Source organism: Bacillus sp. NEAU-Y102 (genome assembly GCF_054788175.1).
The window spans coordinates 1-24,846 of sequence record NZ_JBTWFK010000002.1; the positions used below are offsets into that span (position 1 = coordinate 1).

The following is a 24,846-nucleotide window of genomic DNA, read 5'->3' on the forward strand; positions in this document are numbered from 1 at the left end:
TCATCACGAATGCGACGGTAACCATAACGACCTTCATTTTCCTCATAAATCGCTTTAATCTCAGCTTTCAAATCGGCATCTACATCTGGACGATTCATTTTCTTTACTAAATCATAATACGTGCTTCGAGGAATAGTAGCTAGCTCCACGAGTGCCTTCACCGAATATTTATGCCTTAATTCATAGACTACTTGCGCTTTGTCTTGTTTTGTGATTTTTCCTTGTTTTGAACTAAGGCATTTAACTTTTTTAAGTACTCATTTTCCATCTCAAGCTGTTTAATGCGTGCTTCAAGTGCTTCGACTGACCCTTCAGCTAAATGTTGTTTTAATTGTTTATTTGAATCTTTTTTCATGGATGGACGCCCCTTTTTCTTAGATTGAAGGGCATCAATTCCTTGTGTTTCGAGCTGTTTTTTCCAAACAGAAATCGTTGAAGGGGCAGGAATATTAAAGATAGCTGCCGTCTCAAATAAGGACATACCGTTTTCAATCATAAAGTTTAGTACGTCTAGTTTAAATTGTTGTGTGTAATTTGTACATCGTTTTAGAAAAGCTTCCAGACCATTCTGTTTATATTGGTTTACCCAATTCAAAATGATTGTGTCACTTATACCGAGCGATCTACCCATTTCTCGATAACTTTCATTTCCGTTCAAATAACGTAGAACGATTTGTATTTTTTCATCAGCTGTAAATTTAGCCATAGAAAAACTGCACCTCCAATTGTTAGACTGTGTCTAACAATTGGGGTGCAGTTCATAAGCAGCTCTTTTTTATAACTCATAAATTTCTTTATACTTCGCTTCTAAATAATCTGCTAAGTAGTTTGCATTTAATCCTTCGCCTGTCACATCTTCTAAAATTTCAAGTGGCTTTTTCGTTTTACCGTATTGGTGAATATTTTCTGTTAACCATTCACGAATTGGTGTTACGTTTCCTTCTTCTAATAATGCGTCAAAGTTCGGAATGTCTTTTAACATTCTTTGCTTAAACTGTGCTGCATACATGTAACCAAGCGCATAAGATGGGAAGTATCCAAATGAACCACCAGCCCAGTGAACATCTTGCAATACACCTTGTGCATTATTTTCCGGACGAATGCCTAAATATGCTTCCATCTTATCATTCCAAGCTGCTGGTAAGTCCTTCACTTGTAATGTACCATCAAATAATTCTTTCTCAAGCTCATAACGAACCATAACATGAAGCGGGTATGTAAGCTCATCTGCTTCTATACGAATGAATGACGGTTTCGATTCGTTAATTGCATCATAAAACTCATCGACTGACATATCATCAAATTGACCATTGCTATACTCTTTTAATAAATCATAATTCTTCTTCCAGAATGATTTATTACGGCCGATAAAGTTCTCAAAGAATAATGATTGTGATTCGTGAATACCCATAGATGTACCACTACAAAGTGGTGTACCTTCAAATTGTTCTGCAATATTTTGTTCATATACTGCATGACCACATTCATGAATTGTTCCAAAAACAGCCATACGAAAATCTTTTTCATCATAGCGTGTCGTAATACGAACATCCCCTCTATTTAATGTAATTTCGAAAGGATGTACTGTTTCATCAAGACGACCTGCTTCAAAGTCATAATTCAATTGCTTCAATAATTCTAATGTAAAGTTCTTTTGTTTTTCTTTTGAAAATCGTTCCGATAAAGCACTTGTTTTTAATCCTTTTTTAGACTCAGAGATTTCTTTTACAAGCGGTACGATGCGCTCACGAAGTTGACCAAATACGTGATCTAAAACTTCCACTGTAATACCTGGCTCATACATATCTAATAATGTATTGTATTTATATGTTTCATAACCCCAATATGTAATAAATTTCTTTTTAAATTCCACAATTTTTTCTAAGTACGGGCGGAACATTTCGAAATCAGATTTTTCGCGAGCTTCTTCCCACACACTCTCCGCTTTCGCTTCTAATTTCACATAAGCCTCATATTCAACTTGTGGAATTTTTTTATTTCTATCATATTCTTTCCGGCACTCTTCAACCATTTTCTTCGTCGTTTCAGAAAGTTTATCTTCGCGTATTAAAGCTTCAAGCTCTGTTAAATAGTTTCCCATCTCATCTGAAGTCGACATAGCAAACACTTCTGACGAAAGCATACCAATTACTTCAGAACGCTGATCCACACCTTTTTTTGGTGCACCTGTTCTTAAATCCCAAAACATTAAACTTAATGCTTCTCCATAATTCTGTATCTTCTTCACGTATGTTAAAAATTGTTTTTCTACTTCATATGTAGCAACTGTCATCGTATAAAAGCCTCCTTTTTCTACCTCAAACTTAATTCGACACGGAAACATAAATTCCTTTTATAATAGAAAAAAGCTTGGCAAGCGCCAAGCTTTTTCCTTATAATTCTTTACCTTCTACTGGCAGTACATTTTTCACAGCTGCAACTACTTTCTCATCTTCTGAATCAGATAAGAAGATTGATATAGCACCTTTATCGTCGCTCGTACGAATTAAACGTCCGATCCCTTGACGAAGTCGTAAAATCATATACGGTACATCTACATCCCAGAATGGATCATTTACGTGCTTACGTTTCGCTTCAAACACAGGATCGTTTGGAGGGAATGGTAATGACCAAATGATAACATGTGATAATGATGAACCTGGAATATCTAAACCTTCCCATAAATGAACGGCACAAAGTACAGTCTCTTCTTCATTTTGGAAACGAGAAACGAGCTGACTAATTTCCTGATCTCCTTCATATAGGAACGGAACTGACATTTGTTCTTTACTTACATATTCTTTAAACGCTGCAAGTTCTTGTGTTGTACGGAATAATACAAGCGTACGTCCATTTGTTTTTTGTATATTTTCAAGTGTATATTGACACTTTCTTTCCCATTCATTTTCTTTCGTATGCGATAGTAAGTTTACCGCCATTTGCTCCTCATAATCAAACGGTGAGGCAACTGAGAATGATAAGTAATCTTTTACCCCTAGACTATTTGCTGTAAATGCGAATGAATCGTTGTTCGATAATGTCGCAGAAGAGAAAATATACGGGATTTTCTTCGAGAATACTTTCTCTTGTAACACCTCTTCAACTGCACGCGGCATAATAACTAACGTGAAGGCACCATCACCTTCTTCACCCCATGTAATTACATTTTTCTCGTGCATAAACAGACGAAGTGAATGTTCTAACACATCTAAATGCTCATCAACGATATTTAAGTCATACGTGTTTACTGTATGCATTTCACTTTCAAATACTAATGCATCACCGACTTCACCAATTTTTGCATAAAGTCGCTTCGCTTCAGCTGTTACTTTTTCTGTCACAGTAATTTCTAAACGATCAGAACCGGCAATTTCCTTTTTATTCTCTTGTAACACATCAAAGAATCGCTCTGTTTGCCAAATTGTTTCTTCTACTAAATGTGCAAACTCCTCGCGAATATCGTTTTGCAACAATCTCGTTAAAAGTTGCTCCATCATCGTTTGCTTTAAACGGTATGTTAAAGCTTTTTGAGCTGCATATTCTACAAGATGTCCTTCATCGAATACAACGCAGCTACTTTCTGGTAATAATGGAATTTGCCCTTCACGCTTACGAGCATCGTACGTCCAAATATGATCCATATAGAAATCTTGAGAACAAATAATTAAATCTGCTGCTTTACGATAATGTTCACGAGAAAGAGTTTGTCCACAGCGATGACGAGAATCACAAGTAAAGCAATCTTGGAAGTAATCCCAATTTACTTTTGACCATTCTTCGTCATTTAAAAGTGGAAATTCTTTTCTGTCACCATAGTGAGTAAAGTTTTGCATCGTACCATGATCAAATACAAACTGTGGTAACTCATAATATACGTCTTCAATTACTTCTGGAGCTCGTCCACTCATAACATCTTCAAGTTTACGTAAGCATAAATAATTATCCATTGATTTTGCAAGCCTTACATCAACAGAGAGCCCTAATGCTTCAGATAACTTAGCAATGTCCCCTTCTTCTTTCACAAGTTGCTCAATTAACGTTTCATCTGCACAAGCAATAATAGCTGGTTTCCCAGTATAACGCGCGTAACAAATTGCATATAGAAGATATACAATTGTTTTCCCTGTTCCTACACCCGCTTCTGCGAACATAACTTTCTTTTCTTGGAAAGCGCGTTCTAACTGAAACGCCATAAAAATTTGTTCATCACGCTCTTCAAAGCCTTTTTCCGGAAGGATGTCGTAAAATACATCTCCAATCCACTCATTCAACTTATCATAAAAATTATCTTGTTTTCCTACTTCAAATGGTAATCTCTTCTCAGTAAACATCCTTAGCCTCCAACCAAAAAGTTTTTCTATAAAAAGATAATAGCAACTGCTACGCATATGTATGCATTTGCTTTCCCCTGTTGCCATACATAGAAATTCACGAAAAAAAATTTTCCTTTCGAAAAAGGAAAATTTTCTTCTATATTAATGACTTTAAATACCGTTTATCAATCGCTGTTTCATGTGAAAGAGCTGACAAATATTCTTCTTGTGCTTTTTGTATTTCATCTACAATCGCACCTTGACTATCCACTTCTTTTCCGAGCTCATCATACGTACGGTGAATAGCTTTTTGAATCATTGATAATTGGAAACTATCCATATCACTTCCTCCTTTACGCATTACATAATAGCCAGTATATGCGCGCTGGAGGAGTTTTATACTATGAATTACGCGGTGGACGTTTTCCGAAGTATTGGTAGTAATCTGTACGGATAAATCCGTTAAACAGTTTACGCTTCTTCGACGCATCTTTTCCGTAACACTTCTCAAATGCTTCGTAGCTTGTTAATACATACGCTGACCATGTATCTAACGGACGGAATACTTGTCCCATTTCTTTATACAGTTGTTCAACGAGTGCTTTTTCACTTAAACGTTCTCCGTATGGAGGATTCGTTACAACGTAGCCATAATCCTCTTTTGTTGTGAAATCTTTTACCTGCATTTGTTTAAATGTAATTAAATCACCTAAACCTACTTCTTCTGCGTTATCTTGAGCAACTCGAATCATACGATGATCAATATCTGATCCTATGATTTGTAATCGTTGATCATAGTTCGCTAAATCTTCAGCTTCTTGACGCGCTTCACGCCAGTTTTGTTTACCTACCCAGCCCCACTCATCTGATGCGAAACCACGGTTAAATCCTGGCGCAATGTTTTGCCCAATTAATGCCGCTTCAATCGGAATTGTACCTGATCCACAGAATGGATCAACAAATGGACGATCTGGCTTCCAGTTTGTTAATTTAATTAAAGACGCAGCTAATGTTTCTTTTAACGGAGCTTCCCCTTGATCCATACGGTATCCACGTTTATGAAGTCCAACACCACTCGCATCAATTGTTAATGTTGCAATATCCTTGAGCATTGCAATCTCGATACGGAATAACGGACCATCTTCTTCAAACCAAGTTGTACGTTTATATGTTGTTTTTAATTTTTCAACGACAGCCTTTTTAACAATACGTTGGCAATCCGAAACACTGAATAATTCAGATTTTAAAGATTTACCGATAACAGGGAACTCGCCATTCTCTGGAATATAATCTCCCCAGTTTAATGCTTTCGTTTTTTCAAATAGCTCATCAAATGTTGTTGCTTTAAATTCGCCAACTTTAATTTTTACACGATCCGCAGTACGTAACCATAAATTCGTGCGACAAATCGCCTTTTCATCTGCTTCAAATGTTACTTTGCTGTTTTCTACTTGACATTCATAACCAAGATCGCGAACTTCTCGGGCAACTAACGCTTCAATACCCATTGCCGCTGTTGCAATTAAAGTAACTTTTCCCATTTGCATTCACCTCTTATGTATATTCAAACAATAATTAATAGCAATTGTTCCTATTAATCATTACATTTTACGAAAAATTTTCTCATTAACCATTTTAACTCATACTTTATAACTTCATACAAATAAAAAGCCCTCCTCTAACAAAGGAGAGCTGAGTTATTTCATAGTTGGTTCATAACGTTCTGTAAGCCATGTTCTGTTCCTTTGTACTACAAACGGCCCACGCCTCGTACTCCGGTGGCAATCATCTATCTACAGGTTATAAAACCTGTCCTTTCCCGTCGTTCATTTCCTTGGAAAAGATTCCCCTACCATTATTTGGGTTTCTCGCTCGTGGGGTTTACCTCGTTCCACTCCTATCATTTCTTCAAGGACTTCGTCACTGTGGCACTTTAAAGGTAGTCAAACCATATCCGAAAGGACTTAGGTTTTTTCCCTGCCGTTAAACCAGCCTTACAGCCAGAATACCCTAGCTTATGAATTGGCTAGGCACGAACACTACAGCCATCTCAGGCCGTGCGAGCATGGACTTTCCTCTACAACGTTGGCGTTGCAGCGATTACCCAAACGTTATGACATCCATTAGTATAGTGGAAACAAAAAGATTTTGCAACGTTTTTTTCTATGTAAAATGCTTAAACCTTTTCCCACCTTACATCATTCGTATAACTTACTTCCAAATACAGCTTTTTCTAAGTTAGATAAGCGTTTTAAAATATCCGTATTCGTGTTGTTATAAACCGGTTGTGCAACTGGTGTTTGTACAGGTTGTTGTGGAACTTGCGTTACTGCTAGTTTTTGTTCCTCTAATTCACGCTTTAAACGAGCATTTTGTTGCTTTAATTGCTCAAACTCTTTGTGGAAAGCTTCATAGTCTTTAATGATCATATCAAGAAACTTATCTACTTCTTCTTGCTGATAACCTCTCATACCTGTTTTAAATTCTTTTTCTAAAATATCTTTCGCTGTTAATTTAATTTTATCCGAAATCATTTTCTTCACCTCAAATTTTTACCAAAACTTTCATTAACTAAATTTTTTCAGAAACAATGCTTTTTGTCAATCATATATACGAGTACTATATTACATATTACTCTGCATTATTCCACTGTTCCTCTTCTATTATATCTTGTAACTCAGAAAAAAGAATGAAATAACTGTGATAATTTTCTATTTCCCCTTTTTTCTTTGCTGTTTCTACAATATATTTGGGACTTCCTGGTTTTTCTTCATCGTATACCGCTAAAAGTGCATCACTTTTTTCAATAAAAAATTGATTTTTTAATTTAAATTGCTCTGGGCTTTCATACTTCCGTTTCGTGATACTATCAACATGATCTGCTTGAGAAAGAATAAATTCGTAATATTCACGATTATCTTCTTTCCAATTTTCTTCTTGTTCTAAAAACGGAGTGAATACCGCTAATTTTAAATCTGGATATTCTACTTGAATTTCAAAAACAACTTCAGCAGCCCATAATTCTACACCTAACTGGCCGCTTATTATAACCCATTCTAAACCATCTTCTACAAAAGTGGTTAATTTACGGTGTAATGCCTTTTTTATACACCCCACCCCTGGATGATCATTTTTAAATATTCCAAGTTCAAATGGCTTATATCCTGTTACTGCAATAACTTTCATATCAACACTCCAATTACAAAAAAAGAACTAGCATTTCGCTAGTTCTAACATATCATTTACTTTTTAAATATTCCACCAACGTTTGGTCCGATATTTGGACCTACTGGTGATACATTGTTTGGTAAAAACGGTGATACATTTGGTCCTGGTCCAAACGGTGATACATTCGGTCCTGGCCCAAATGGAGATATTTGATGACCGTGGTGATGATGACCATGGCCACACGGTCCACATCCACCGCCGAATCCTGGGTCGATTGGGTCCACAACATTTACATTTGAATTTGTTTGTGGGAAGAAGTTTTGGTTTTTAATTTGTTGATGATGTACATGTGTTGTATGTGTTGGGAAAATGTGTGGCACCACCGTTGTTGAAAAAGAGTGTGTTACGCATTGTTTCGTCGGATGAACGACAGGAGCAGTTGTACAAATAGGTCCTACAGGCTTATGCCCTCCAAAACAAGGATGACAATGATGCATAGTTTTTTCTCTCCTCTCTCGTTAAAAAAATCTGATTACACTTTACAGTATGAGAAAAGAGAGAAAGCCGTTTGTTATATATACCCATTTATTACAAGGAAATTTGTCTAGTCCTTTATTTCATATACCATACTTTCATAGACAACTCTTCAACATTACTTACCAAAAAAGCCTCCAACTTGCTTTACAATACCTGTCACCTGATTCATCGCATTCATCATTTGTCCAGCTGTATTCATCATTTTATTTACATCATAGTTACCATCGGATGTTTTAAATTGAGAAACAAAACTAGAAAACTGACTTGGCTGTTGTTGCTTTTGTTTACTCTGCGTCGGGTACGGCTGTTTTGGTGGATAAAACATCGCTTGTTGATTAGCATAGGGCGATGGTGGTGGCATATAATATTGCGAATTCATATAAGGCTGCTGCTGTTGTTGATTCATGTATGGTTGCTGAGCTTGTGATTGTTGAGCTTGATTCACATAAGGTTGCTGCTGTTGTGATTGTTGAGCCTGATTCACATGAGGTTGCTGTTGTTGTGGTTGTTGAGCCTGATTCACATAAGGTTGTTGCTGCTGTTGTGGTTGTTGAGCTTGATTCATAAACGAAACTTCAAACGGTTGATAATAATTTTGATTTCCATAATAAGGCTCGAAAGGATACATATTATACCGTAAATATGTATCTGTATTATATTGGTACATATTTTGCTGTGCATATGGATTTGTTTGCTGATATACGTTAGATTGTTGAAACATGCATTCTCTCCTCCTTCACATAAGTTTCTACATATATAATATGTACCTATAAAATAATATGTGTGATGGAGTATCTGTCTATTTTTGTCGGAAGTTTAAATTTTTAAAAAATTAAAAAAGAAAACCCTTCCATGCTATGATAATTAAGAAGAAGATTCTCATGGGGGAGGAATCAACATGGTATTAGGGGATTTAAAACAAGCGTTTTCTCAAAAAAAGGGGTATTGCACAGAGAATGCAAATGAATTATTAGACTTTGCGAGACATTGGTATCTCGAAGGAAAAATATGCATTTCAGATTATCGAACATTAATAAAAGAATTAGAAATAAACGGCGCAACAAAACCTACAACAATGACAGAAGCATAAAAATAACAAGAGGGTTCTCCCTCTTGTTATTTACATTGCTCAACTATATTTTGCAAAGTATACGAAATGGCTTGGTGTGTTTCAAAGAATCGTTTACCTTTACCTTTATTTACAAAGCATTGTAACACATTCGTTTGTAAATTATCGTATACTTGATCAATTTGCTGTACATGTATATACTTTGGCTTTTCTTCTTTAATCCACGTATAAGCTAATTCTTTCCACTTCTTTAATTCCTCATCTACCATGTCTACAAATGGTTTCATATCCTTATAAAAGTCGTATTCGATTAGTTCTCTTTTTTTTATATTCGCTTCATTATTATACTGCATGAGTTTTTCTGAAGACTGTATTAATGCTTCATTCTTCATCTCTTTCCCACCTTATTATGCACTCACTACGACGTTTTGAAATGTCTTTACCCAATTCCCTTTTTCTTCGTGATGCACTAATTTATTTTCCATATGTTCAATATGCATTTCTGTTATTTCTATCTTATTACATATTTTTTCACTCGCATCCTTTAATGCATGATTCATTCTAATCCCTATATTCATTTCCAGCAAATCGAGAGAACTTAACATTTGATCCATTTTTTTCATTACATCTTCCTTCTGAACCATCGCCATATACAAAACGCCTCCTTCTTTGCTTTTCCTTTGTCATGTAATTTCGCCGAACGATTCACCACTCCTGCCCACATGACAAAACTAGTTGTTATTCGTCAAAGAAATCATTTCGTATGTCATTTATAGAAATGGTAACAATACAAAAAGGAGGTGTAGTACAATGGCAAAGAACAAAAATGAAAAAAAGAAAAACCAAAACAAACAACAAAATAAACCCGAGACTGGCAATCCAAAGCTAGATGGTCCAAACTTCCCTGCTACATAAAGCGAGACTTTATTACGTACGGTTAAATTTCAAGTCACCCTTAATCTCCTACTAGCATTACGTTTTGAGATTAAAGTCGTAGCAAGAGCATAGCAGGATTATTTCAAATTAAGAAGTCCCGTCTTCAAAATGGAAGACGGGACTTCTTTTTCATTATATCATGAACTCATCCATCCTTTTAACGAAACGATTTACGATAGATATCCTATAGATTTGTTCCCTCTTTCTCCTATACCATTCTGTTATATTAACTTCCTCTTTAGGTTCTTCAAGTATAAATAGCACATTCATTTTCATATTTGCACAAAACCAATCTCTCATTTCTATTTCTTCATGTAAAACAACAGGGTAACTATCTCTAAGTGCTGGCGTACACGATTTTCTAGTTTCCTTTGAGTAAAATTCATAATCTTCTCTAGACCCAGTATGTGTAGTTTGCACTGCAAACTTATAAAACGAACCATTATAAATTGGATGAAACAATAACCATGCTAATTTTTTTCCCAGTTCTATACGCTGTTGTAACGTTTCAAATTGATAAACCGAAAATCCATACATCCTCCCTTCAATTGTTGGGAAGATAACTGCACTAATATGAAATCTTTCTTGTACTTTAAAAAGTGCAGTATGGAATACATGTTTTTTAAAATATGTGCTCTCAATGACTGGTTTTTGAATTTTATTTTGTTCATTTATAATAAGGGCTGTTATAAGCCTATTCATATCTCTTTTCTCCCAGAAAAGTAACCATTCTTTTTCCATAAAAATTGATACGCTGAAATATTGCAACAAATGAAAGAGAGGTGTACGTCTCTTCTTACTTTCCTCATACAATAATAGCTGAGGAAAGGCATCTAAGAAAATAATCCAATTAGCTTGTTCGTACAGAAGAAATAAATGTTTTTTTACCGTTTTAGGTAAAACAGTAGCATAATATCTCCCTTCTAAATCGGTCATATTCCATCCCGCATTTCTCGAAACCATACTCGCTAAAAAGGCCCACCTGATTTCACTATTTCTTAAATAATATTCTTGATAAGATTGTGTCCGAGAAATATTGTCCACATTAGCTATTTCTGTTTTCTTTGTAATATTGCGAATGATTGCTTTTTCTTCCTCTGTACAAAACTTTTTTTCTCGATTTTGTTTAATTTTCATATAATCATTCCATGTCAACATAAATAAGTCATCATACCTTTCATCAAAAAGGTCACATCTTTTTTCATTTTTTGATATAATCACCTTTGTAAGTAATTCTTAGTAAGTTGGGAGTGGACACACTATGACCATTCGTTACCCAAATGGAAAAAGGTATAATCAAGCTTCACAACCTCAAAAAACACCTATAAAAACACATACTTATAGCAACAGAGGTATGTCCCTTGAAGAGGAATTGAATGAAACAAATCAATATTACTTAACCCATAATATTGCATGTGTACATAAAAAACCTACACCTCTTCAAATTGTAAAAGTAGATTACCCCGCTCGAAGTGCTGCAGTGGTAAAAGAAGCGTATTTTAAACAACCTTCTACAACAGATTACAACGGTGTATACAAAGGGAAATACATCGATTTTGAAGCAAAGGAAACAAAAAATAAAACTAGTTTCCCACTTCAAAACTTCCACCTTCATCAAATAGAACATATGAAGCAAGTGGTTGCTCATAATGGAATTGCATTTGTCATTATTAAATTTACACTTTTTGATGAATTTTATTTATTAGATGCAAAACATATTATTGCATTTTGGAATCGTCAAAATACTGGTGGACGCAAGTCGATTACGAAAGAAGAAATAGAAGAGCATGGATCCTTATTATCATGCGGTTATCACCCTCGGATTGACTATATCCGTGTACTAGACACGGTTTATTTTTCGTGATAGAGTCATCACTAAGGCTCTTTTTTCGACTTTTGGGGGAGAGAATGAAAGGTAGGAGAAAGTATAATGTCAGATAATTATCGTTCTCGTACAGAACGAAATCATGTGAAAAATCAAGAGAAAAAAACACATAAAGAAGAAAAACCAAAGAAAAAAGGCTCCTTTTTCAAGAAATTCCTTATAGGTTGTCTACTTCTTGGTATCGTTGGTCTCGTAGCCGGCGTTTCCGCTTTCTTTGTTATGGTAAAGGACGCTCCAAAATTAGACAAATCCAAACTTGTTAATCCTTTATCAACAAAGTTTCTTGATAAAAACGGGAATTTCTTCTATGAATACGGTGCTGAAAAACGAACGCATGTTACTTATGATCAAATTCCAAAAGTAGTTGAAAATGCATTCCTTGCAACTGAGGATTCGCGTTTCTATGATCATAATGGAATTGATTTTAAACGAACTACAAAAGCAGTTATGGAAAATGTCACTGGTGGTTTCGGTTCCCAAGGTGGTAGTACGATTACACAGCAAGTCGTTAAAAACTATTTTCTAACGATGGACAAAACTGCTAAGAGAAAAGTACAAGAGTGGTACTTATCTTATAAATTAGAGCAACAATACTCTAAACATGAGATTTTAGAAATGTACTTAAATAAGATTAATTTAGGTAACCGTTCATATGGTATTGCGACAGCAGCGCAAAAATATTATGGTAAAGATTTAAAAGACTTGCAATTACATGAAGCTGCTATGCTCGCTGGTTTACCCCAAGGTCCAAACATTTATGATCCAACAAAAAAGGAAAATGTTGAACGAGCAACAAATCGTCGTAATGTTGTATTATCATTAATGAATCGACATGGTTATATAACAAAAGAAGAAATGAATAACGCCGTTAAGATCCCAGTAACAGAGGGCCTTCAACCGTCTTCAGAAGTAACTGAGATGAAGTATCAAGCATTTTTAGATGCGGTTGTAAAAGAAGTTGAAAAAGAATATCCTGATGTAAATATCGGTTCAGATGGTTTAACGATTCATACAACACTTGATCAAGATGCTCAAGATTACGCTGACAAAATTATGGATGGCAATCTTATTAAGTATCCGGACGATCAATTCCAAGGGTCATTCGTATTTATGGATACACAGTCTGGAGAAGTTCGAGCAATTGGTGCTGGACGTAAAGAAAGTAAGTCTACTTTCAAAGGTCATAATATGGCAACTGATTTAAAACGCCAAGTTGGTTCAACAATGAAACCAATTTTCGACTACGGTCCGGCAATTGAAAATTTACAATGGTCTACATACCATCAATTAAACGATTCAGAGTATACGTATTCCAATGGTAAAAAAATACAAAATGCAACAAAGAGCTACAAAGGTGACGTTTCACTACGTGAAGCTTTGAAAAAGTCATTAAACATTCCAGCTTTAAAGACAGCACAAACAGTTGGTCTGAATAAGTCAAAAGAATTCGCTGAAGGTTTAGGCATGACCTTTAAAGAAGGAAAAGTCTACGAATCAACAGCAATCGGTAGTAACGAGGGGTCTCCATTGGAAGTAGCAGGTGCATATGCAACCTTCGGTAATAGTGGTAACTATAATAAACCACACTTCGTAAAAGAAGTAACCTTCCCGGACGGGAAAAAGAAAAGCTTTAAACCTAAGGAACAACGCGCAATGCAAGACTATACAGCTTACATGGTTACTGACGTTCTTCGTGACGTAGTAAAACCTGGTTCTGGTGGTACAGGTCCAACAGCATACGTTTCAGGTGTTGACGTAGCAGGTAAAACAGGAACACAAAACTTTGATGCATCAGTTCTTCAAAAATATGACATTCCAGCTGATGCAAACAGAGATAGCTGGTTTGCTGGATATACACCACAATACACAATGGCTGTTTGGACTGGTTACGAAAAAGATGGTCCAAAAAATTATGTTAGTGATCGCTCCACTAGAATTGCACAGCAAATGTTCCAAATAATGATGAGCAAATTCGCTACAGATAAATCACGCTTTGAACGTCCTTCTTCTGTACAAGAAATAAACGGAGAGTTATACGTTAAAGGTGCGAAAAAAGATGCAATTAAACAAATTAAAGTAGATGCCCCTAGTGGTCTGAATGTCACTTTTGATGGCGCTAGCACAGTTACACTAAACTGGTCTGGACCAGCAGAAGTGGATGCATATGCAGCCAGCTATAAAGCAACTGACGGTTCAAGTGGTAGCCTATCAATAAGTGGTACGACAGCTACTCTTGGTGGTATTAAACCAGGTGTTACTTACAGCTTCTCTGTAGTAGCGAAAAAAGGCACTGGAACAAGCCCAGCAGTTGGTGCATCCTTCACTGCGCCTGGCGGAACTCCAGATGCAAAAAAAGCTGAAGAAGAGGCTAAGAAAAAGGCCGATGAAGAAGCTAAGAAAAAAGCTGATGAGGAAGCCCAGAAAAAAGCTAATGAAGATAAAGTAAAACAAGACGAAGCTAAGAAAAAAGCTGAAGAAGAGGCTAAGAAACAACAAGAACAGCAGCAACAACAAGACCAACAACGTAAACAACAAGAAGAAGCTCAAAAGAAAGCTGATGAGGAAGCTAGAAGAAAAGCTGAAGACGAAGCTAAGAAAAAAGCTGAAGACGAAGCTAAGAAGAAAGCTGAAGAAGAGGCCAAGAAGAAAGCTGAAGACGAAGCTAAGAAACAACAAGAACAGCAACACCAAAATCCCGGAGGAGATACACCTCACGCAGACGGTACTGTTGTTACAACAGAGTCTTAATAAACAAAAAAAGAAGTCTGTTTCTCTTAACGAGAAGCGGACTTCTTTTTTGTTATCATTTTCTTTACATACAGCTTTTCTATTTCGATATATAACTGCGCTAATTGAATATAAGAATGATAATTACTCGGTTTCTTTATAATAAATGAATATCTTTCCATAAAATTAACAGGTCGCACTTTTAATTTATTCGTATTTATTTGTATTTCATTCAAACTATGAACAGGTTGCTCATTTAGCCAATAGACAACCGATAACAAGTGAGCTGCAAAAAGAATCATTGGCCCCTCAGCCTCTTGCTTATCTCTATTTCGAAACAGTATAGCAATGTCTTTATGCTTATTTTTCCATACATTCAACACTGCTGGAATGCTGTTTTCAATTTCCTTCCATGGCTCATACTGTCTTTCAATATCAAATATAAAGTAAGTATTTTGTATTATTTCTTCAAAAGACTCGTCTGTATGATACTCAATTGAATTTACGCTTTCTTTAAAAAATGGTAAGCAATGAAATTCTTTCGGTATTTCTATAACTCGCTCCATCCTTTATTTCACCTTCATTCGCTTCTTTCCTTCACGACATACTTCTAACAGCCTGCACTCCTCACATTGCGGTCGTTGTGCTTTACAGTGATAACGTCCAAAGAAAATCATACGATGATGCGTAACCCCCCACTCATCCATCGGTACTTTCTTCATTAACGTTTTTTCTACTTCTAACACAGAGTCTTTCCATCTACAAATCGCTAATCGTTTACTCACTCGCTCCACATGTGTATCAACAGCAATTGCCGGAATCCCAAACGCTACGGAAACTACAACATTCGCTGTTTTCCTTCCTACACCTGGTAATTTCGTAAGTTCATCTCGATCGCTCGGTACTTCCCCATTATAGTCATCTAATAACATTCGACATAATTTTTGAATGTTTTTTGCTTTATTTCTATACAATCCGATAGAGCGTATATCTTGTTGTAATTCTTCTAGAGAAACACTTAAATAATCTTCTGGTGTTTTATATTTTTGAAATAAATTTCTTGTCACTTTATTTACAAGTACATCTGTACATTGTGCAGATAACGCCACCGCGATTACAAGTTCAAATGGATTGTCATGAACCAATTCACAATGTGCTTCTGGATACATATCCGCCATTGTGTCTAAACAATAACGGATTTGCGTTTTGTTAAGCATATTTCCCCTCCTATATTACTGCTCCAACCAATTATAAAAAGGCACTTTTCCAGTAAATTTCGTCTCTTGTTTTGTCATTTGTTGTGCTCTTTGTTGATTCGCTCTAAATTTTTGACCTTGATTTTGAGCCTGATCTACCGTTTTAATTCCATTCTTTTTCCACTCAAATAAAATACGATCAATATATCGGAAATTTAGTTTTCCACTCATTACAGCTTCTCTAAGAGCCGCTTGAATTAAATTTGGATGATGTTGATCTTGGTCCTCCCACATTCCTAACGTTTCACATTCGAACGGCGAAAGTGGTCTTCCAAATTCTTTTTCGAATACTGTATATAAATTTACTTGCAGCTGTTTTTTTTCTTTTTGCTCTTCCTCTATTGATTCATCCATTAAGAAATGTAATATTTTTTCCCATAACGGTTGTAAAGAATAACTTTCGCACATCATCGCTTCTGATCTTTGTCCACCTTCTAGTGATAAAAAACCTTTTTGAATCAACGCTTGAATTACTTCCATACATTTCATTTCTGTTATCGTCATCCGTTCAGAAATCTCTGAAGGAGTCGGAAACGAATTACCTGATTCTAAAAATGTATGTACATGAAGTACAACCATAAATTCCGTCTCATTTAAACCTAATTTTTTATAATGCATCATAAGCAATTTTGGAATTGCAATGCTTCCCTGCTCAAACCACTGTAACATCATTTTCTTTTTCATCACCAAACACCTCGCTCTCTAGTATAACACACCTTTAGCTATTTCTTTTTGCCACAATTCGTCAAAAAAACCTCCCCATTAATAGGGAGGTTTTGTATATTACATGAATGAAATATACAATTAAGCTTGCACTTTACTTTTCATAAATGTATGGATGCGTTCCAATGCTTTCTCTACTTGTTCAAGAGATGTCGCATATGATAAACGAACATTATTTGGAGCACCAAATCCTGTACCTGGTACAAGAGCCACTTTTTCCTCTTCTAATAGAGCTTTTGCCCAATCATCAACTGTTGCATATCCTGATAAAGCTACAGCTTCTTTTACGTTAGGGAATAAGTAAAATGCACCTTGCGGTTTAATACAAGTAAAGCCAGGGATTTGAATTAATTTATCATAAATGATGTTTAATCTCTCTTCAAAGGCTTGACGCATTGTTTCCACAGGTTCTTGTGAGCCTGCATATGCCGCAATTGCGCCGTATTGAGCGATTGAAGTAGGGTTTGACGTACTATGACTCGCTAAGTTCGTCATCGCTTTAATAAGCTGCTTATTTCCTGCAGCATATCCAATACGCCATCCTGTCATAGAATGAGATTTAGATACACCATTAATAATAAGTGTTTGTTCTTTTAATGCATTAGAAAGCTGGGCAATTGAAATATATTCTACGCCACCATAAATTAATTTTTCATAAATTTCATCAGAAACAATTAAAATATCATGTTCTAAACATACTTCTCCAAGCTGTTGTAATTCTTCTTTGCTATAAATCATTCCTGTTGGATTGCTCGGTGAATTAATAATAACTGCTTTCGTTTTCTCTGTAATTGCCTCACGCAGCTGCTTTGCTGTAATTTTGTACTCATTGTCTTCTAAACCTTCTACATAAACCGGCTTACCGCCAGCAAGCTTTACTTGCTCTGGATAGCTTACCCAGTAAGGAGTTGGGATGATAACTTCATCTCCCTCATCAAGTAATACTTGGAATAATGTATATAATGCATGCTTTGCGCCATTACATACAATAATTTCAGATGGATCATACGCAATACCTTGATCGCGAGTAAATTTCTTCACAATTTCTTGTTTTAACGATTGTAATCCACCTGTTGGTGTATACTTCGTATGCCCTTCTAACATCGCTTTATGTGCAGCATCCATAATATGCTCTGGTGTATTAAAGTCAGGTTCCCCTGCCCCTAATCCAATTACATCATGACCCTCTGCTTTTAATGCTTGTGCCTTTGCTGTAATCTCTAAAGTTGAAGACGGTGTTAAAGCAGCTACTCGCTTTGCTAATTTCATTTGTAGTTCCCCCTACATCTATTTTTCAATGCTATATCGTCTTAAAAATTTTCCATCTTTAAATTCAAGATAGTAATAACTATAACGATTGTCATCATCAATATATGTAACTTCCCATAGTGGTACATCATTTTCAAAGCCTAATTTCACTTTCATAATCTCTTTCGGCTTACTTTTTGATTCCTTACTTTCATTGCCGACTTGTTCTACTGTTCTTTGTATAGCCTCTTTTTCAGAAATACCTTCGCTCTTTTTCCTTACTACAGTATCCCCTTTTTTCTCAGGCACCCAAACGATAAGTTGTTCTCCCTTTTCATCTGTACCTTGCACGACTATATATGCAGATTTTCCGTTGTAATAATCAACAGATTTCACCTTTGTAAGCTTTGCTTTTTCTTTAGCAATTTCTACAAATTTCGACTCTTTTGGAATTTTCTTTCCCATCGCTTTATTATAAACATACGCCCCATATATTCCGCTAGCAACGATAACAATAATGATTGCAAAGATCCACTTTTTCATTGTATCGCTACGTTCTGTAAATCGTAAATACAGCTGTTTCTTTATCTTTTTCGTCTAATGCTAGTCCGAACATGAGGTCCTGCTCTTTTAACGTACGATTCAAACTATCAACAATTTTATACAAATCAGACGAATATTTAATACGCGTCGTTGATAGTACTTCGATTTTCTTCTCCATGAAAAAACTCCTCCGTTACACAAAAATTTCTAATTATAGAAGAACGCAATGCGGTTACAATAAGAGTACATTCTTTACAACCCCTGCTTCATCACCCATCTATTATAGCAGGACATGTACAGCAAAAAAAGGTTTCAAGTCGAAAACCAACACATTTTGTATACAAGAAGTAAGAAAAATAAAATTCCTCCTACCCACATTTTTTACGCCTGAAGTTTATAAGCACTTCAGGCGTATTTTTCTTCCATTTTTATTCATTTAATGGTTCTTCTAATTGTACTAATAATTCTTCTAATGGCCCTTCATAAAGAGGTACGTTAGGGATCGATTGTAGAAATCGTTTTCCATAGGAAGAACTCGTCAAACGACGATCTAACACTACTACCGTTCCTGTATCTGTATTCGTTCGAATTAAGCGGCCGAACCCTTGTTTAAAACGTAATATTGCTTGTGGCAACGCTAATTTAGCGAATACATCCTCACCTTGATTTTTTAGCCACTCACCTTTCGCTTCCATCATAGGCTGATGAGGAGGCGTAAATGGTAGACGGACAATAACAAGACAACTTAAGGCATCTCCTGGAATATCTATTCCTTCCCAGAAACTGCTCGTCCCTAATAAAATTGATTTGTCGAACTCTTGAAACTTTCGAATTAAGCGGCTTCGACTTCTATTATTCACACTTTGGGTGAGTAATAAATAACCCTCTAATTCATCATTATTTTTTAAATTCGCATACGCTTCTTTTAACATTTCATACGAAGTGAATAAAACGAGCATTCTGCCTTTTGTGGCTTTTGCTATCTTTGCAATATGTTCCGATACAGATTCAATATATCGCTCATTACTTACTTGCTTAATAAAAGGTACATCCGTTGAAACCATTAATTTCATCTGTTCATCATAACGAAATGGTGACGGAACCTTTAAAGTATTTGGAGCGAAATCATGTAAACCAAGTTCCTCTTTTATATAATCAAACGTATCGTTAACTGTTAGTGTTGCGGATGTAAAAATAACACTCTTTTTTTCTGTTAAAAATTCATCAGCAAATCTTTCACCAATATGGACAGGCTGTGCGTATAGAACTGTTGAATGAATTGTCCCTTTCGTTTCAGTCTCCATCCAAGTTACATACGAATTCTTTTCTAATACGAGTAACTGTAATGATTCTGCCATCTTTCTCAGCAACTCAATTAAATGCATAAATTCACCTGTTACAACATGCATCTCCCATTCTAACTTACTTTGCAATATATCCACTTGCTTCTCAAGAGCAGTTACTACCCTTCTTAATTCATATATAAAACGATTTGTTAATTCGACGATACTATCCCACAACTTACCTTTTTCTAGTTCTGCGTTATACCTATAGATGAGCGGCATATTATTCGTTCCTTGCTCTTGCTTTGTTTGTTTAAATATAAAAGTACGTAACATTTGGAAGAGTTCATCCGCATCAAACTTAAGTTCCTTCAAACTATAACTTATCATACGGAAAGTTGAACGAGATGCTTGCTCTGATTTTTTCATCATTTTATATACTTTGGAGAGTACATCTTCTGTTTCTAGCGTCCCAAGACGAGATATAACCAATTGAAAATACATACAAGAGAACTGTTCACCCAATGTTCTACTCGCAGCTTCTTCAATATGGTGAGCTTCATCAAAAATAATATGTTCGCATGAAGCAAACAGCGGTTCTTCACTTGAAAAATCTTGAAATAATAACGCATGATTTGTAATAACGATATCTGCAAATAAAGCTTTATTCTTCGCTCGCTGGTAAAAACAACGACTAAACCAATTACTTTGCATACCGCCTGGACTATACGCATCACTACAAATACGATTCCAAAGTAACTTTCCGCCCTCAGGAATATTTAATTCGTCTCGATCACCCGTTTCAGTTTGCAATAGCCAAACTAAAATCTTCGCTTTCGTAAGTGCCATATCATAATTTTTTTCTTCCTCTTGTAAAGCATACTCAAATTTGTGTAAGCAAAGATAATGCTTTCTTCCTTTTAGAAGAGCTGCATCAAATGAAAATGGCATTATTTTTTGTAATAACGGAATTTCTTTTTCTAATATTTGTTGTTGGAGTTGTACCGTTTGTGTACTTATAATGACAGGTTCTTCTTTTCTCTTTGCAAAATAAAGACTAGGAAGCAAATACGCAAGAGTCTTTCCTGTTCCTGTACCGGCTTCAATTAGTGAAAAACGAGAATCTCTTAACGCCGTATATATCTCTTTCATCATCAGTTGTTGACTTTCTCTTCTTTCAAACTTTGGCATATGTGATTCCAATTTATCCATCGTTTTATTCAAGAAAGCATCAAACTTTGATGAACACGTTTCTCCAAGGTTTAAGGAATAGTTCCGCTTTTTCAGCGCAATATTTCGATGTATTTCATACTCCGCTATATCTTCTTTACCATGCATTACTTTCTTTAAAATATTTTCAGAAAGCACATCAGCTATATCACTTTGAAACACGTCGCTTAATTCATAAAGCGATTGCAACGTGACAAGTGGTAACTTTTCAATTTCATTTAAAAATTGTAAAAATAATTCCGCTGTTGCAAGAGCATCACTATCCGCACGATGTGGTTGATCATGTTCTAGTTCGTGCTTCTTAGCTAAATCACGTAATTTATAACTATCAGCTGTCGGTAAAAGAATTTGAGCCAATTCAACCGTGTCGATTTTAGGACAATGTATTTCTGTATATCCAGCCTGCCTTAATTCTTCATTTAAAAAATTCCAATCAAAGTGAACATTATGCGCAACGAAAGCCGCACCTTGTAATAGCTCAACAATCATCGGGGCTACATCTTGAAATAACGGGGCTTGTTTTACAAGACTTTCATCAATCCCTGTTAATTCTGTAATAAATGGTGGGATCTCTCTCTTTGGGTTAACAAAAGACGAAAAAATCTCCAATATCTCTCCATCTTCTACTACAACAGCTGCAATTTGGGTAATTTTATCCTTCCCATCTTTCCAGGAGTTCCCTGTCGTCTCTAAATCAACAACGACATAACGCTTACTCATATATGTAACACCTCAATTTCTTACCGTTCAAACAACAATAATTTATATAATGTTACTATACCACGTTTTATCTCATCTTAATGAAAAGATGCACAAAAAAGCTATCTCCGCAATGGAGATAGCTTTTCTACTTATAATATCGTACCCGCTTTTTCAGCACCTAACATTTCAATAATTTGATTATTGTCGTCTAGTACTGCAATTTTTGGTTCTTGTTTATGAACCTCTTCTTCCGTAACTAGCCCATAACAAATAATAATTACTTTGTCCCCTGGTTGTACAAGCCTTGCCGCAGCACCGTTTAAACAAACAACACCACTACCGCGTTCCCCTTTAATAACGTATGTCTCTAAGCGAGCACCATTATTATTATTTACAATTTGGACTTTTTCATTTTCTACAATATTTACTGCATCCATTAAATCTTCATCAATTGTAATACTACCTACATAATTTAAATTTGCCTCCGTTACAGTTGCACGATGTAACTTTGCTCTCATCATTGTGCGAAACATAGATGCTCCCCCTTATTTAACCGTTAATGTTATATTGTCAATTAATCTTACATTTTCAAATTTAACTGCAATAGCTAAAATGATTCGTCCTTCGACTTTCTCTACCATTGTTAATGACGGATATGCATATAAATCCGCATAATCTACAGTGCCTTTCGTATGCGTCTCAATATACTCTTTCACAAGATTTGTAATGATTTCCGGATTACGTTCACCTGCCTCAATTCTTTCTTTCGCTATACATAGACTGCGGTATAAATGAAGAGCCTCTTCACGTTCATCTTGTGATAGGTACACGTTACGAGAACTTTTCGCTAATCCATCTTCTTCCCTTACAATATCAACTGGTACGATTGTAACTGGAATATTGAAATCAGTTACAAATCCTTCAATTACTGCAACTTGTTGAGCATCTTTCATACCGAAATAAGCACGCGTTGGCAGCGTAATATTAAATAGTTTCATTAGTACAGTTGCAACACCAGCAAAATGACCAGGTCTTTGTTTACCGCATAATACGTCCGTGCGTTTCACAACTTCTACTGTTGTTGTTTGTTCTGATGGATACATTTCTTCTACACTCGGATAAAATAAATAATCTACACCGTTTTCTTTTGCTACATTTTCATCTCTATCAATATCACGAGGATATCGATCTAAATCTTCATTTGGGCCAAATTGCAGCGGGTTTACAAATACACTTAAAACTACAATTTCATTTTCTTCTCTTGCCTTACGTAATAAGGTAGCATGCCCTTCATGTAAATAACCCATCGTTGGAACAAAACCAATACTTTTTCCACTTGCATGCAGTTCGTTTGTAATTTGCTGCATCTCTTGCACTGTAGTTACGATTTTCATTATTGTTTTCCCCCGTATAACGCTAAGCGGTCTTCTTCTTTCATTGTGAACGAATGTTTTTCTTCAGGAAATTGCCTTGTCTTTACTTCAGTAACGTATTGTGAAATCCCGCGCACAATCTCCTCTTGAACAGAAGTATATTGCTTCACAAATTTTGGAACACGATTTACGCCATATGAGATAAGATCATGATAAACAAGCACTTGCCCATCTACTTTTTGTCCTGCACCAATCCCGATTGTTGGTATTGTTAGTTGTTCTGAAATAAGTTCTGCTAACTGCATTGGTACACATTCTAACACAAGCGCTATTGCACCAGCTTCTTCACATTTCTTTGCATCTTCTATTAATTTTTTTGCACTCTCCGCATCTTTTCCTTGCACTTTATATCCACCCAACACTCCTACAGATTGAGGTGTTAAACCTAAATGCGCTACAACAGGAATTCCTGCGTTCGTCAAATATTGAATCGTTGATATAACTTCTCCAGCACCTTCTACCTTCAATGCGTGCGCCCCGCTCTCTTGAACGATGCGGCGTGCATTCATCATCGTTTCTTGTAATGATACGTGATACGACATAAATGGCATATCAGTTACAATAAACGTCTCTTTCGCTCCGCGGCGTACAGCTTTCGTATGATGAATCATATCCTCTACTGTTACAGGTACTGTTGAATCGTATCCGAGTACAACCATTCCAAGAGAATCTCCAACTAAAATCATATCAACTTCAGCTTCTTCTGCTAATTTAGCAGATGGATAATCATACGCCGTTAGCATTGTAATCGGCTCACCTTGCTCTTTCATCTTCAAAAAATCTGTTTTTGTTTTCAAAAACTACTCCTCCTTTATGCAGGAGAGAGGAGATGGCCGAAATCATATAAAAAACCCCTCTGGCCATAAAAGGGCAGAAGGGTTGTGTGTTAGTCGGCATTATTCATCCCTCTGTCCCAGTCCGCTATTGGATCAAGGCAGAATCCAAGTTATTATTTTTCATATTACTTCGAATCATGGTGCAGTTCACTCTGATACTGCCCACATTCGAACTAATTATAGCAAACTACAAAAAGGAATTACTACATTTTTTTGAAAAAATAATTTTTTATTCTTATTACGGTATATGAAATTTAACAAGAGAGTATATATGCTATAAAGTGAAAATTTAATCAGCCCGACAAATAGCGGGATAAAGTTTTTATAGATAATTCAATCTTGAAAAGATACATGTTTTTTCAACGCATGTTAAAAAAATCTAAGTTAATTTCTTCTATAATCAATTGAACTGTATAGTATAACTCTTAAACTAATGATGCAGGTTAATTGAGGAAAAGTACTTAACAAAGGAGAATTGCAGATGTCTATGAACAGGTGGTTATTTCGATTCAGCAGTTTGCTTGTAATGATTGTATGGTGGATGTCTTTAGGATCCTTTCATGTATTTGCCTCAGTTAATGTCGTAACACAACCCACCGATTTAACGAACGTGATTGAGGTTGAACTAAATGATGATTACTTTAATCCAAATGTCATCACGATTCCGCTTGAAGGATCTACAACATTACTATTGAAAAATAAAGGTAAAAACGAGCACACCTTTACAGTGAAAAAACTCGGCATTGACGTCGTAGTCGAGTCAGGAAAAGAAAAGAATATTACCGTGAAACCTAAAAATACTGGTACATATGAATTAATATGTCGATACCATCTTCTTAAAGGAATGGAAGGCAAAGTAATCGTCAAATAACATGCCAGGCCAACTAGACGGAAGATATTTTGAAGTGAACTTTAAATATGAAAAGAATTTATTATCATGTTACAAATTCAACTCAA

General features: G+C 35.8%; 26 protein-coding genes, 1 other RNA gene and 1 pseudogene. 5 read left to right on the forward strand and 23 right to left on the reverse strand.

The window, feature by feature from the left end; genetic code table 11:
• The 10 genes and pseudogenes from ACYFX0_RS06350 to ACYFX0_RS06395 form a co-directional block, all read right to left on the reverse strand.
• Positions 1-706 (reverse strand): annotated as a pseudogene (locus tag ACYFX0_RS06350) (transposase); the annotation flags it as partial.
• Positions 707-775: 69 nt separating this feature from the next.
• Entirely contained in the window at positions 776-2,293 is a 1,518-nt protein-coding gene (gene ypwA, locus ACYFX0_RS06355; protein WP_000215085.1) for a carboxypeptidase, read from the reverse strand.
• 100 nt (positions 2,294-2,393) lie between these two features.
• The gene (locus ACYFX0_RS06360; RefSeq protein WP_000493696.1) at positions 2,394-4,331 is read right to left on the reverse strand and encodes an ATP-dependent DNA helicase; all 1,938 of its coding nucleotides are present in this window, start codon (positions 4,329-4,331) and stop codon (positions 2,394-2,396) included.
• Positions 4,332-4,470: 139 nt separating this feature from the next.
• Entirely contained in the window at positions 4,471-4,653 is a 183-nt protein-coding gene (locus ACYFX0_RS06365) for a DUF3921 domain-containing protein (protein ID WP_000376895.1), read from the reverse strand.
• A 61-nt stretch (positions 4,654-4,714) separates the two neighbouring features.
• Positions 4,715-5,854 (reverse strand): THUMP domain-containing class I SAM-dependent RNA methyltransferase, encoded by a 1,140-nt coding sequence (locus ACYFX0_RS06370; protein WP_000521224.1) that lies wholly within the window; start codon positions 5,852-5,854, stop codon positions 4,715-4,717.
• A gap of 180 nt (positions 5,855-6,034) precedes the next feature.
• Positions 6,035-6,425: RNase P RNA component class B (gene rnpB, locus ACYFX0_RS06375), an RNA gene on the reverse strand.
• An 86-nt stretch (positions 6,426-6,511) separates the two neighbouring features.
• Positions 6,512-6,847 carry a cell division regulator GpsB gene (gpsB, locus tag ACYFX0_RS06380; RefSeq protein ID WP_000622431.1) on the reverse strand — a complete coding sequence of 112 codons (336 nt, stop codon included), beginning with the start codon at positions 6,845-6,847 and terminating at the stop codon, positions 6,512-6,514.
• A gap of 97 nt (positions 6,848-6,944) precedes the next feature.
• On the reverse strand, positions 6,945-7,499 hold the full coding sequence (locus ACYFX0_RS06385; protein WP_000862927.1) for an SLOG family protein: 555 nt from the start codon (positions 7,497-7,499) through the stop codon (positions 6,945-6,947).
• A gap of 56 nt (positions 7,500-7,555) precedes the next feature.
• Positions 7,556-7,978 carry a CotD family spore coat protein gene (locus ACYFX0_RS06390; protein ID WP_000546292.1) on the reverse strand — a complete coding sequence of 141 codons (423 nt, stop codon included), beginning with the start codon at positions 7,976-7,978 and terminating at the stop codon, positions 7,556-7,558.
• Positions 7,979-8,133: 155 nt separating this feature from the next.
• Positions 8,134-8,739, reverse strand: coding sequence for a YppG family protein (locus ACYFX0_RS06395; RefSeq protein ID WP_000487717.1), 606 nt, complete (start codon positions 8,737-8,739; stop codon positions 8,134-8,136).
• A 177-nt stretch (positions 8,740-8,916) separates the two neighbouring features.
• Between ACYFX0_RS06395 and ACYFX0_RS06400 the strand changes: the two genes are divergently transcribed.
• Positions 8,917-9,108, forward strand: a complete 192-nt coding sequence (locus tag ACYFX0_RS06400) for a YppF family protein (RefSeq protein ID WP_000242652.1) — start codon at positions 8,917-8,919, stop codon at positions 9,106-9,108.
• A gap of 26 nt (positions 9,109-9,134) precedes the next feature.
• Here ACYFX0_RS06400 and ACYFX0_RS06405 read toward each other — a convergent pair whose 3' ends face one another.
• On the reverse strand, positions 9,135-9,479 hold the full coding sequence (locus ACYFX0_RS06405; RefSeq protein ID WP_000786936.1) for a YppE family protein: 345 nt from the start codon (positions 9,477-9,479) through the stop codon (positions 9,135-9,137).
• Positions 9,480-9,494: 15 nt separating this feature from the next.
• Positions 9,495-9,737 carry a hypothetical protein gene (locus tag ACYFX0_RS06410; RefSeq protein WP_001252036.1) on the reverse strand — a complete coding sequence of 81 codons (243 nt, stop codon included), beginning with the start codon at positions 9,735-9,737 and terminating at the stop codon, positions 9,495-9,497.
• Between the two features lie 85 nt (positions 9,738-9,822).
• Here ACYFX0_RS06410 and ACYFX0_RS06415 point away from each other — a divergent pair, with 85 nt between their 5' ends.
• On the forward strand, positions 9,823-10,002 hold the full coding sequence (locus ACYFX0_RS06415; RefSeq protein WP_003277508.1) for a hypothetical protein: 180 nt from the start codon (positions 9,823-9,825) through the stop codon (positions 10,000-10,002).
• 153 nt (positions 10,003-10,155) lie between these two features.
• Here the strand turns inward: ACYFX0_RS06415 and ACYFX0_RS06420 are convergent, their stop codons facing one another.
• On the reverse strand, positions 10,156-11,181 hold the full coding sequence (locus tag ACYFX0_RS06420) for a DUF2515 domain-containing protein (RefSeq protein WP_460270098.1): 1,026 nt from the start codon (positions 11,179-11,181) through the stop codon (positions 10,156-10,158).
• Positions 11,182-11,284: 103 nt separating this feature from the next.
• On the opposite strand from ACYFX0_RS06420, the gene recU reads away from it, so the two are divergent.
• A complete protein-coding gene (recU, locus tag ACYFX0_RS06425) occupies positions 11,285-11,887 on the forward strand; it encodes a Holliday junction resolvase RecU (protein ID WP_000155599.1) in 603 nt (200 codons plus the stop codon).
• Between the two features lie 66 nt (positions 11,888-11,953).
• Entirely contained in the window at positions 11,954-14,656 is a 2,703-nt protein-coding gene (locus ACYFX0_RS06430) for a PBP1A family penicillin-binding protein (RefSeq protein WP_106081421.1), read from the forward strand.
• Between the two features lie 26 nt (positions 14,657-14,682).
• On the opposite strand, the gene ACYFX0_RS06435 is transcribed toward ACYFX0_RS06430, so the two are convergent.
• The 10 genes from ACYFX0_RS06435 to panB form a co-directional block, all read right to left on the reverse strand.
• Positions 14,683-15,201, reverse strand: coding sequence for a YpoC family protein (locus ACYFX0_RS06435; protein WP_106081422.1), 519 nt, complete (start codon positions 15,199-15,201; stop codon positions 14,683-14,685).
• 3 nt (positions 15,202-15,204) lie between these two features.
• Entirely contained in the window at positions 15,205-15,852 is a 648-nt protein-coding gene (nth, locus tag ACYFX0_RS06440) for an endonuclease III (protein WP_000933035.1), read from the reverse strand.
• 15 nt (positions 15,853-15,867) lie between these two features.
• Positions 15,868-16,575: a DNA replication protein DnaD gene (dnaD, locus tag ACYFX0_RS06445; protein WP_000728542.1), complete on the reverse strand. Its 708-nt coding sequence runs from the start codon at positions 16,573-16,575 to the stop codon at positions 15,868-15,870.
• A 120-nt stretch (positions 16,576-16,695) separates the two neighbouring features.
• Positions 16,696-17,883: an aspartate transaminase AspB gene (aspB, locus tag ACYFX0_RS06450; RefSeq protein ID WP_000761569.1), complete on the reverse strand. Its 1,188-nt coding sequence runs from the start codon at positions 17,881-17,883 to the stop codon at positions 16,696-16,698.
• 18 nt (positions 17,884-17,901) lie between these two features.
• The gene (locus tag ACYFX0_RS06455; protein WP_000758741.1) at positions 17,902-18,405 is read right to left on the reverse strand and encodes a cell wall elongation regulator TseB-like domain-containing protein; all 504 of its coding nucleotides are present in this window, start codon (positions 18,403-18,405) and stop codon (positions 17,902-17,904) included.
• A gap of 7 nt (positions 18,406-18,412) precedes the next feature.
• Positions 18,413-18,583, reverse strand: a complete 171-nt coding sequence (locus ACYFX0_RS06460) for a YpmA family protein (protein WP_000412179.1) — start codon at positions 18,581-18,583, stop codon at positions 18,413-18,415.
• Between the two features lie 250 nt (positions 18,584-18,833).
• Entirely contained in the window at positions 18,834-21,638 is a 2,805-nt protein-coding gene (dinG, locus tag ACYFX0_RS06465; protein WP_098901989.1) for an ATP-dependent DNA helicase DinG, read from the reverse strand.
• Positions 21,639-21,769: 131 nt separating this feature from the next.
• Positions 21,770-22,153 (reverse strand): aspartate 1-decarboxylase, encoded by a 384-nt coding sequence (gene panD, locus ACYFX0_RS06470; RefSeq protein WP_000490186.1) that lies wholly within the window; start codon positions 22,151-22,153, stop codon positions 21,770-21,772.
• 12 nt (positions 22,154-22,165) lie between these two features.
• The gene (gene panC, locus ACYFX0_RS06475; RefSeq protein WP_000707008.1) at positions 22,166-23,014 is read right to left on the reverse strand and encodes a pantoate--beta-alanine ligase; all 849 of its coding nucleotides are present in this window, start codon (positions 23,012-23,014) and stop codon (positions 22,166-22,168) included.
• A complete protein-coding gene (gene panB, locus ACYFX0_RS06480; protein WP_000851105.1) occupies positions 23,014-23,850 on the reverse strand; it encodes a 3-methyl-2-oxobutanoate hydroxymethyltransferase in 837 nt (278 codons plus the stop codon). Before panB ends, panC begins: the two co-directional genes overlap by 1 nt.
• 520 nt (positions 23,851-24,370) lie before the next feature.
• Here panB and ACYFX0_RS06485 point away from each other — a divergent pair.
• Positions 24,371-24,760, forward strand: coding sequence for a cupredoxin domain-containing protein (locus tag ACYFX0_RS06485; protein WP_000062380.1), 390 nt, complete (start codon positions 24,371-24,373; stop codon positions 24,758-24,760).
• The last annotated feature ends 86 nt before the right edge of the window (positions 24,761-24,846 follow it).

Coding starts and splice junctions, on each gene's coding strand:
- aspB (WP_000761569.1), bottom strand. CDS start 17,883: ATGAAATTAGCAAAGCGAGTAGCTGCTTTAACACCGTCTTCAACTTTA.
- ypwA (WP_000215085.1), bottom strand. CDS start 2,293: ATGACAGTTGCTACATATGAAGTAGAAAAACAATTTTTAACATACGTG.
- ACYFX0_RS06405 (WP_000786936.1), bottom strand. CDS start 9,479: ATGAAGAATGAAGCATTAATACAGTCTTCAGAAAAACTCATGCAGTAT.
- panC (WP_000707008.1), bottom strand. CDS start 23,014: ATGAAAATCGTAACTACAGTGCAAGAGATGCAGCAAATTACAAACGAA.
- ACYFX0_RS06485 (WP_000062380.1), top strand. CDS start 24,371: ATGTCTATGAACAGGTGGTTATTTCGATTCAGCAGTTTGCTTGTAATG.
- dinG (WP_098901989.1), bottom strand. CDS start 21,638: ATGAGTAAGCGTTATGTCGTTGTTGATTTAGAGACGACAGGGAACTCC.
- ACYFX0_RS06365 (WP_000376895.1), bottom strand. CDS start 4,653: ATGGATAGTTTCCAATTATCAATGATTCAAAAAGCTATTCACCGTACG.
- ACYFX0_RS06430 (WP_106081421.1), top strand. CDS start 11,954: ATGTCAGATAATTATCGTTCTCGTACAGAACGAAATCATGTGAAAAAT.
- ACYFX0_RS06455 (WP_000758741.1), bottom strand. CDS start 18,405: ATGAAAAAGTGGATCTTTGCAATCATTATTGTTATCGTTGCTAGCGGA.
- ACYFX0_RS06460 (WP_000412179.1), bottom strand. CDS start 18,583: ATGGAGAAGAAAATCGAAGTACTATCAACGACGCGTATTAAATATTCG.
- ACYFX0_RS06435 (WP_106081422.1), bottom strand. CDS start 15,201: ATGGAGCGAGTTATAGAAATACCGAAAGAATTTCATTGCTTACCATTT.
- gpsB (WP_000622431.1), bottom strand. CDS start 6,847: ATGATTTCGGATAAAATTAAATTAACAGCGAAAGATATTTTAGAAAAA.
- dnaD (WP_000728542.1), bottom strand. CDS start 16,575: ATGAAAAAGAAAATGATGTTACAGTGGTTTGAGCAGGGAAGCATTGCA.
- ACYFX0_RS06395 (WP_000487717.1), bottom strand. CDS start 8,739: ATGTTTCAACAATCTAACGTATATCAGCAAACAAATCCATATGCACAG.
- ACYFX0_RS06360 (WP_000493696.1), bottom strand. CDS start 4,331: ATGTTTACTGAGAAGAGATTACCATTTGAAGTAGGAAAACAAGATAAT.
- panD (WP_000490186.1), bottom strand. CDS start 22,153: ATGTTTCGCACAATGATGAGAGCAAAGTTACATCGTGCAACTGTAACG.
- recU (WP_000155599.1), top strand. CDS start 11,285: ATGACCATTCGTTACCCAAATGGAAAAAGGTATAATCAAGCTTCACAA.
- nth (WP_000933035.1), bottom strand. CDS start 15,852: ATGCTTAACAAAACGCAAATCCGTTATTGTTTAGACACAATGGCGGAT.
- ACYFX0_RS06385 (WP_000862927.1), bottom strand. CDS start 7,499: ATGAAAGTTATTGCAGTAACAGGATATAAGCCATTTGAACTTGGAATA.
- ACYFX0_RS06390 (WP_000546292.1), bottom strand. CDS start 7,978: ATGCATCATTGTCATCCTTGTTTTGGAGGGCATAAGCCTGTAGGACCT.
- ACYFX0_RS06410 (WP_001252036.1), bottom strand. CDS start 9,737: ATGGCGATGGTTCAGAAGGAAGATGTAATGAAAAAAATGGATCAAATG.
- ACYFX0_RS06370 (WP_000521224.1), bottom strand. CDS start 5,854: ATGGGAAAAGTTACTTTAATTGCAACAGCGGCAATGGGTATTGAAGCG.
- ACYFX0_RS06400 (WP_000242652.1), top strand. CDS start 8,917: ATGGTATTAGGGGATTTAAAACAAGCGTTTTCTCAAAAAAAGGGGTAT.
- ACYFX0_RS06420 (WP_460270098.1), bottom strand. CDS start 11,181: ATGTTGACATGGAATGATTATATGAAAATTAAACAAAATCGAGAAAAA.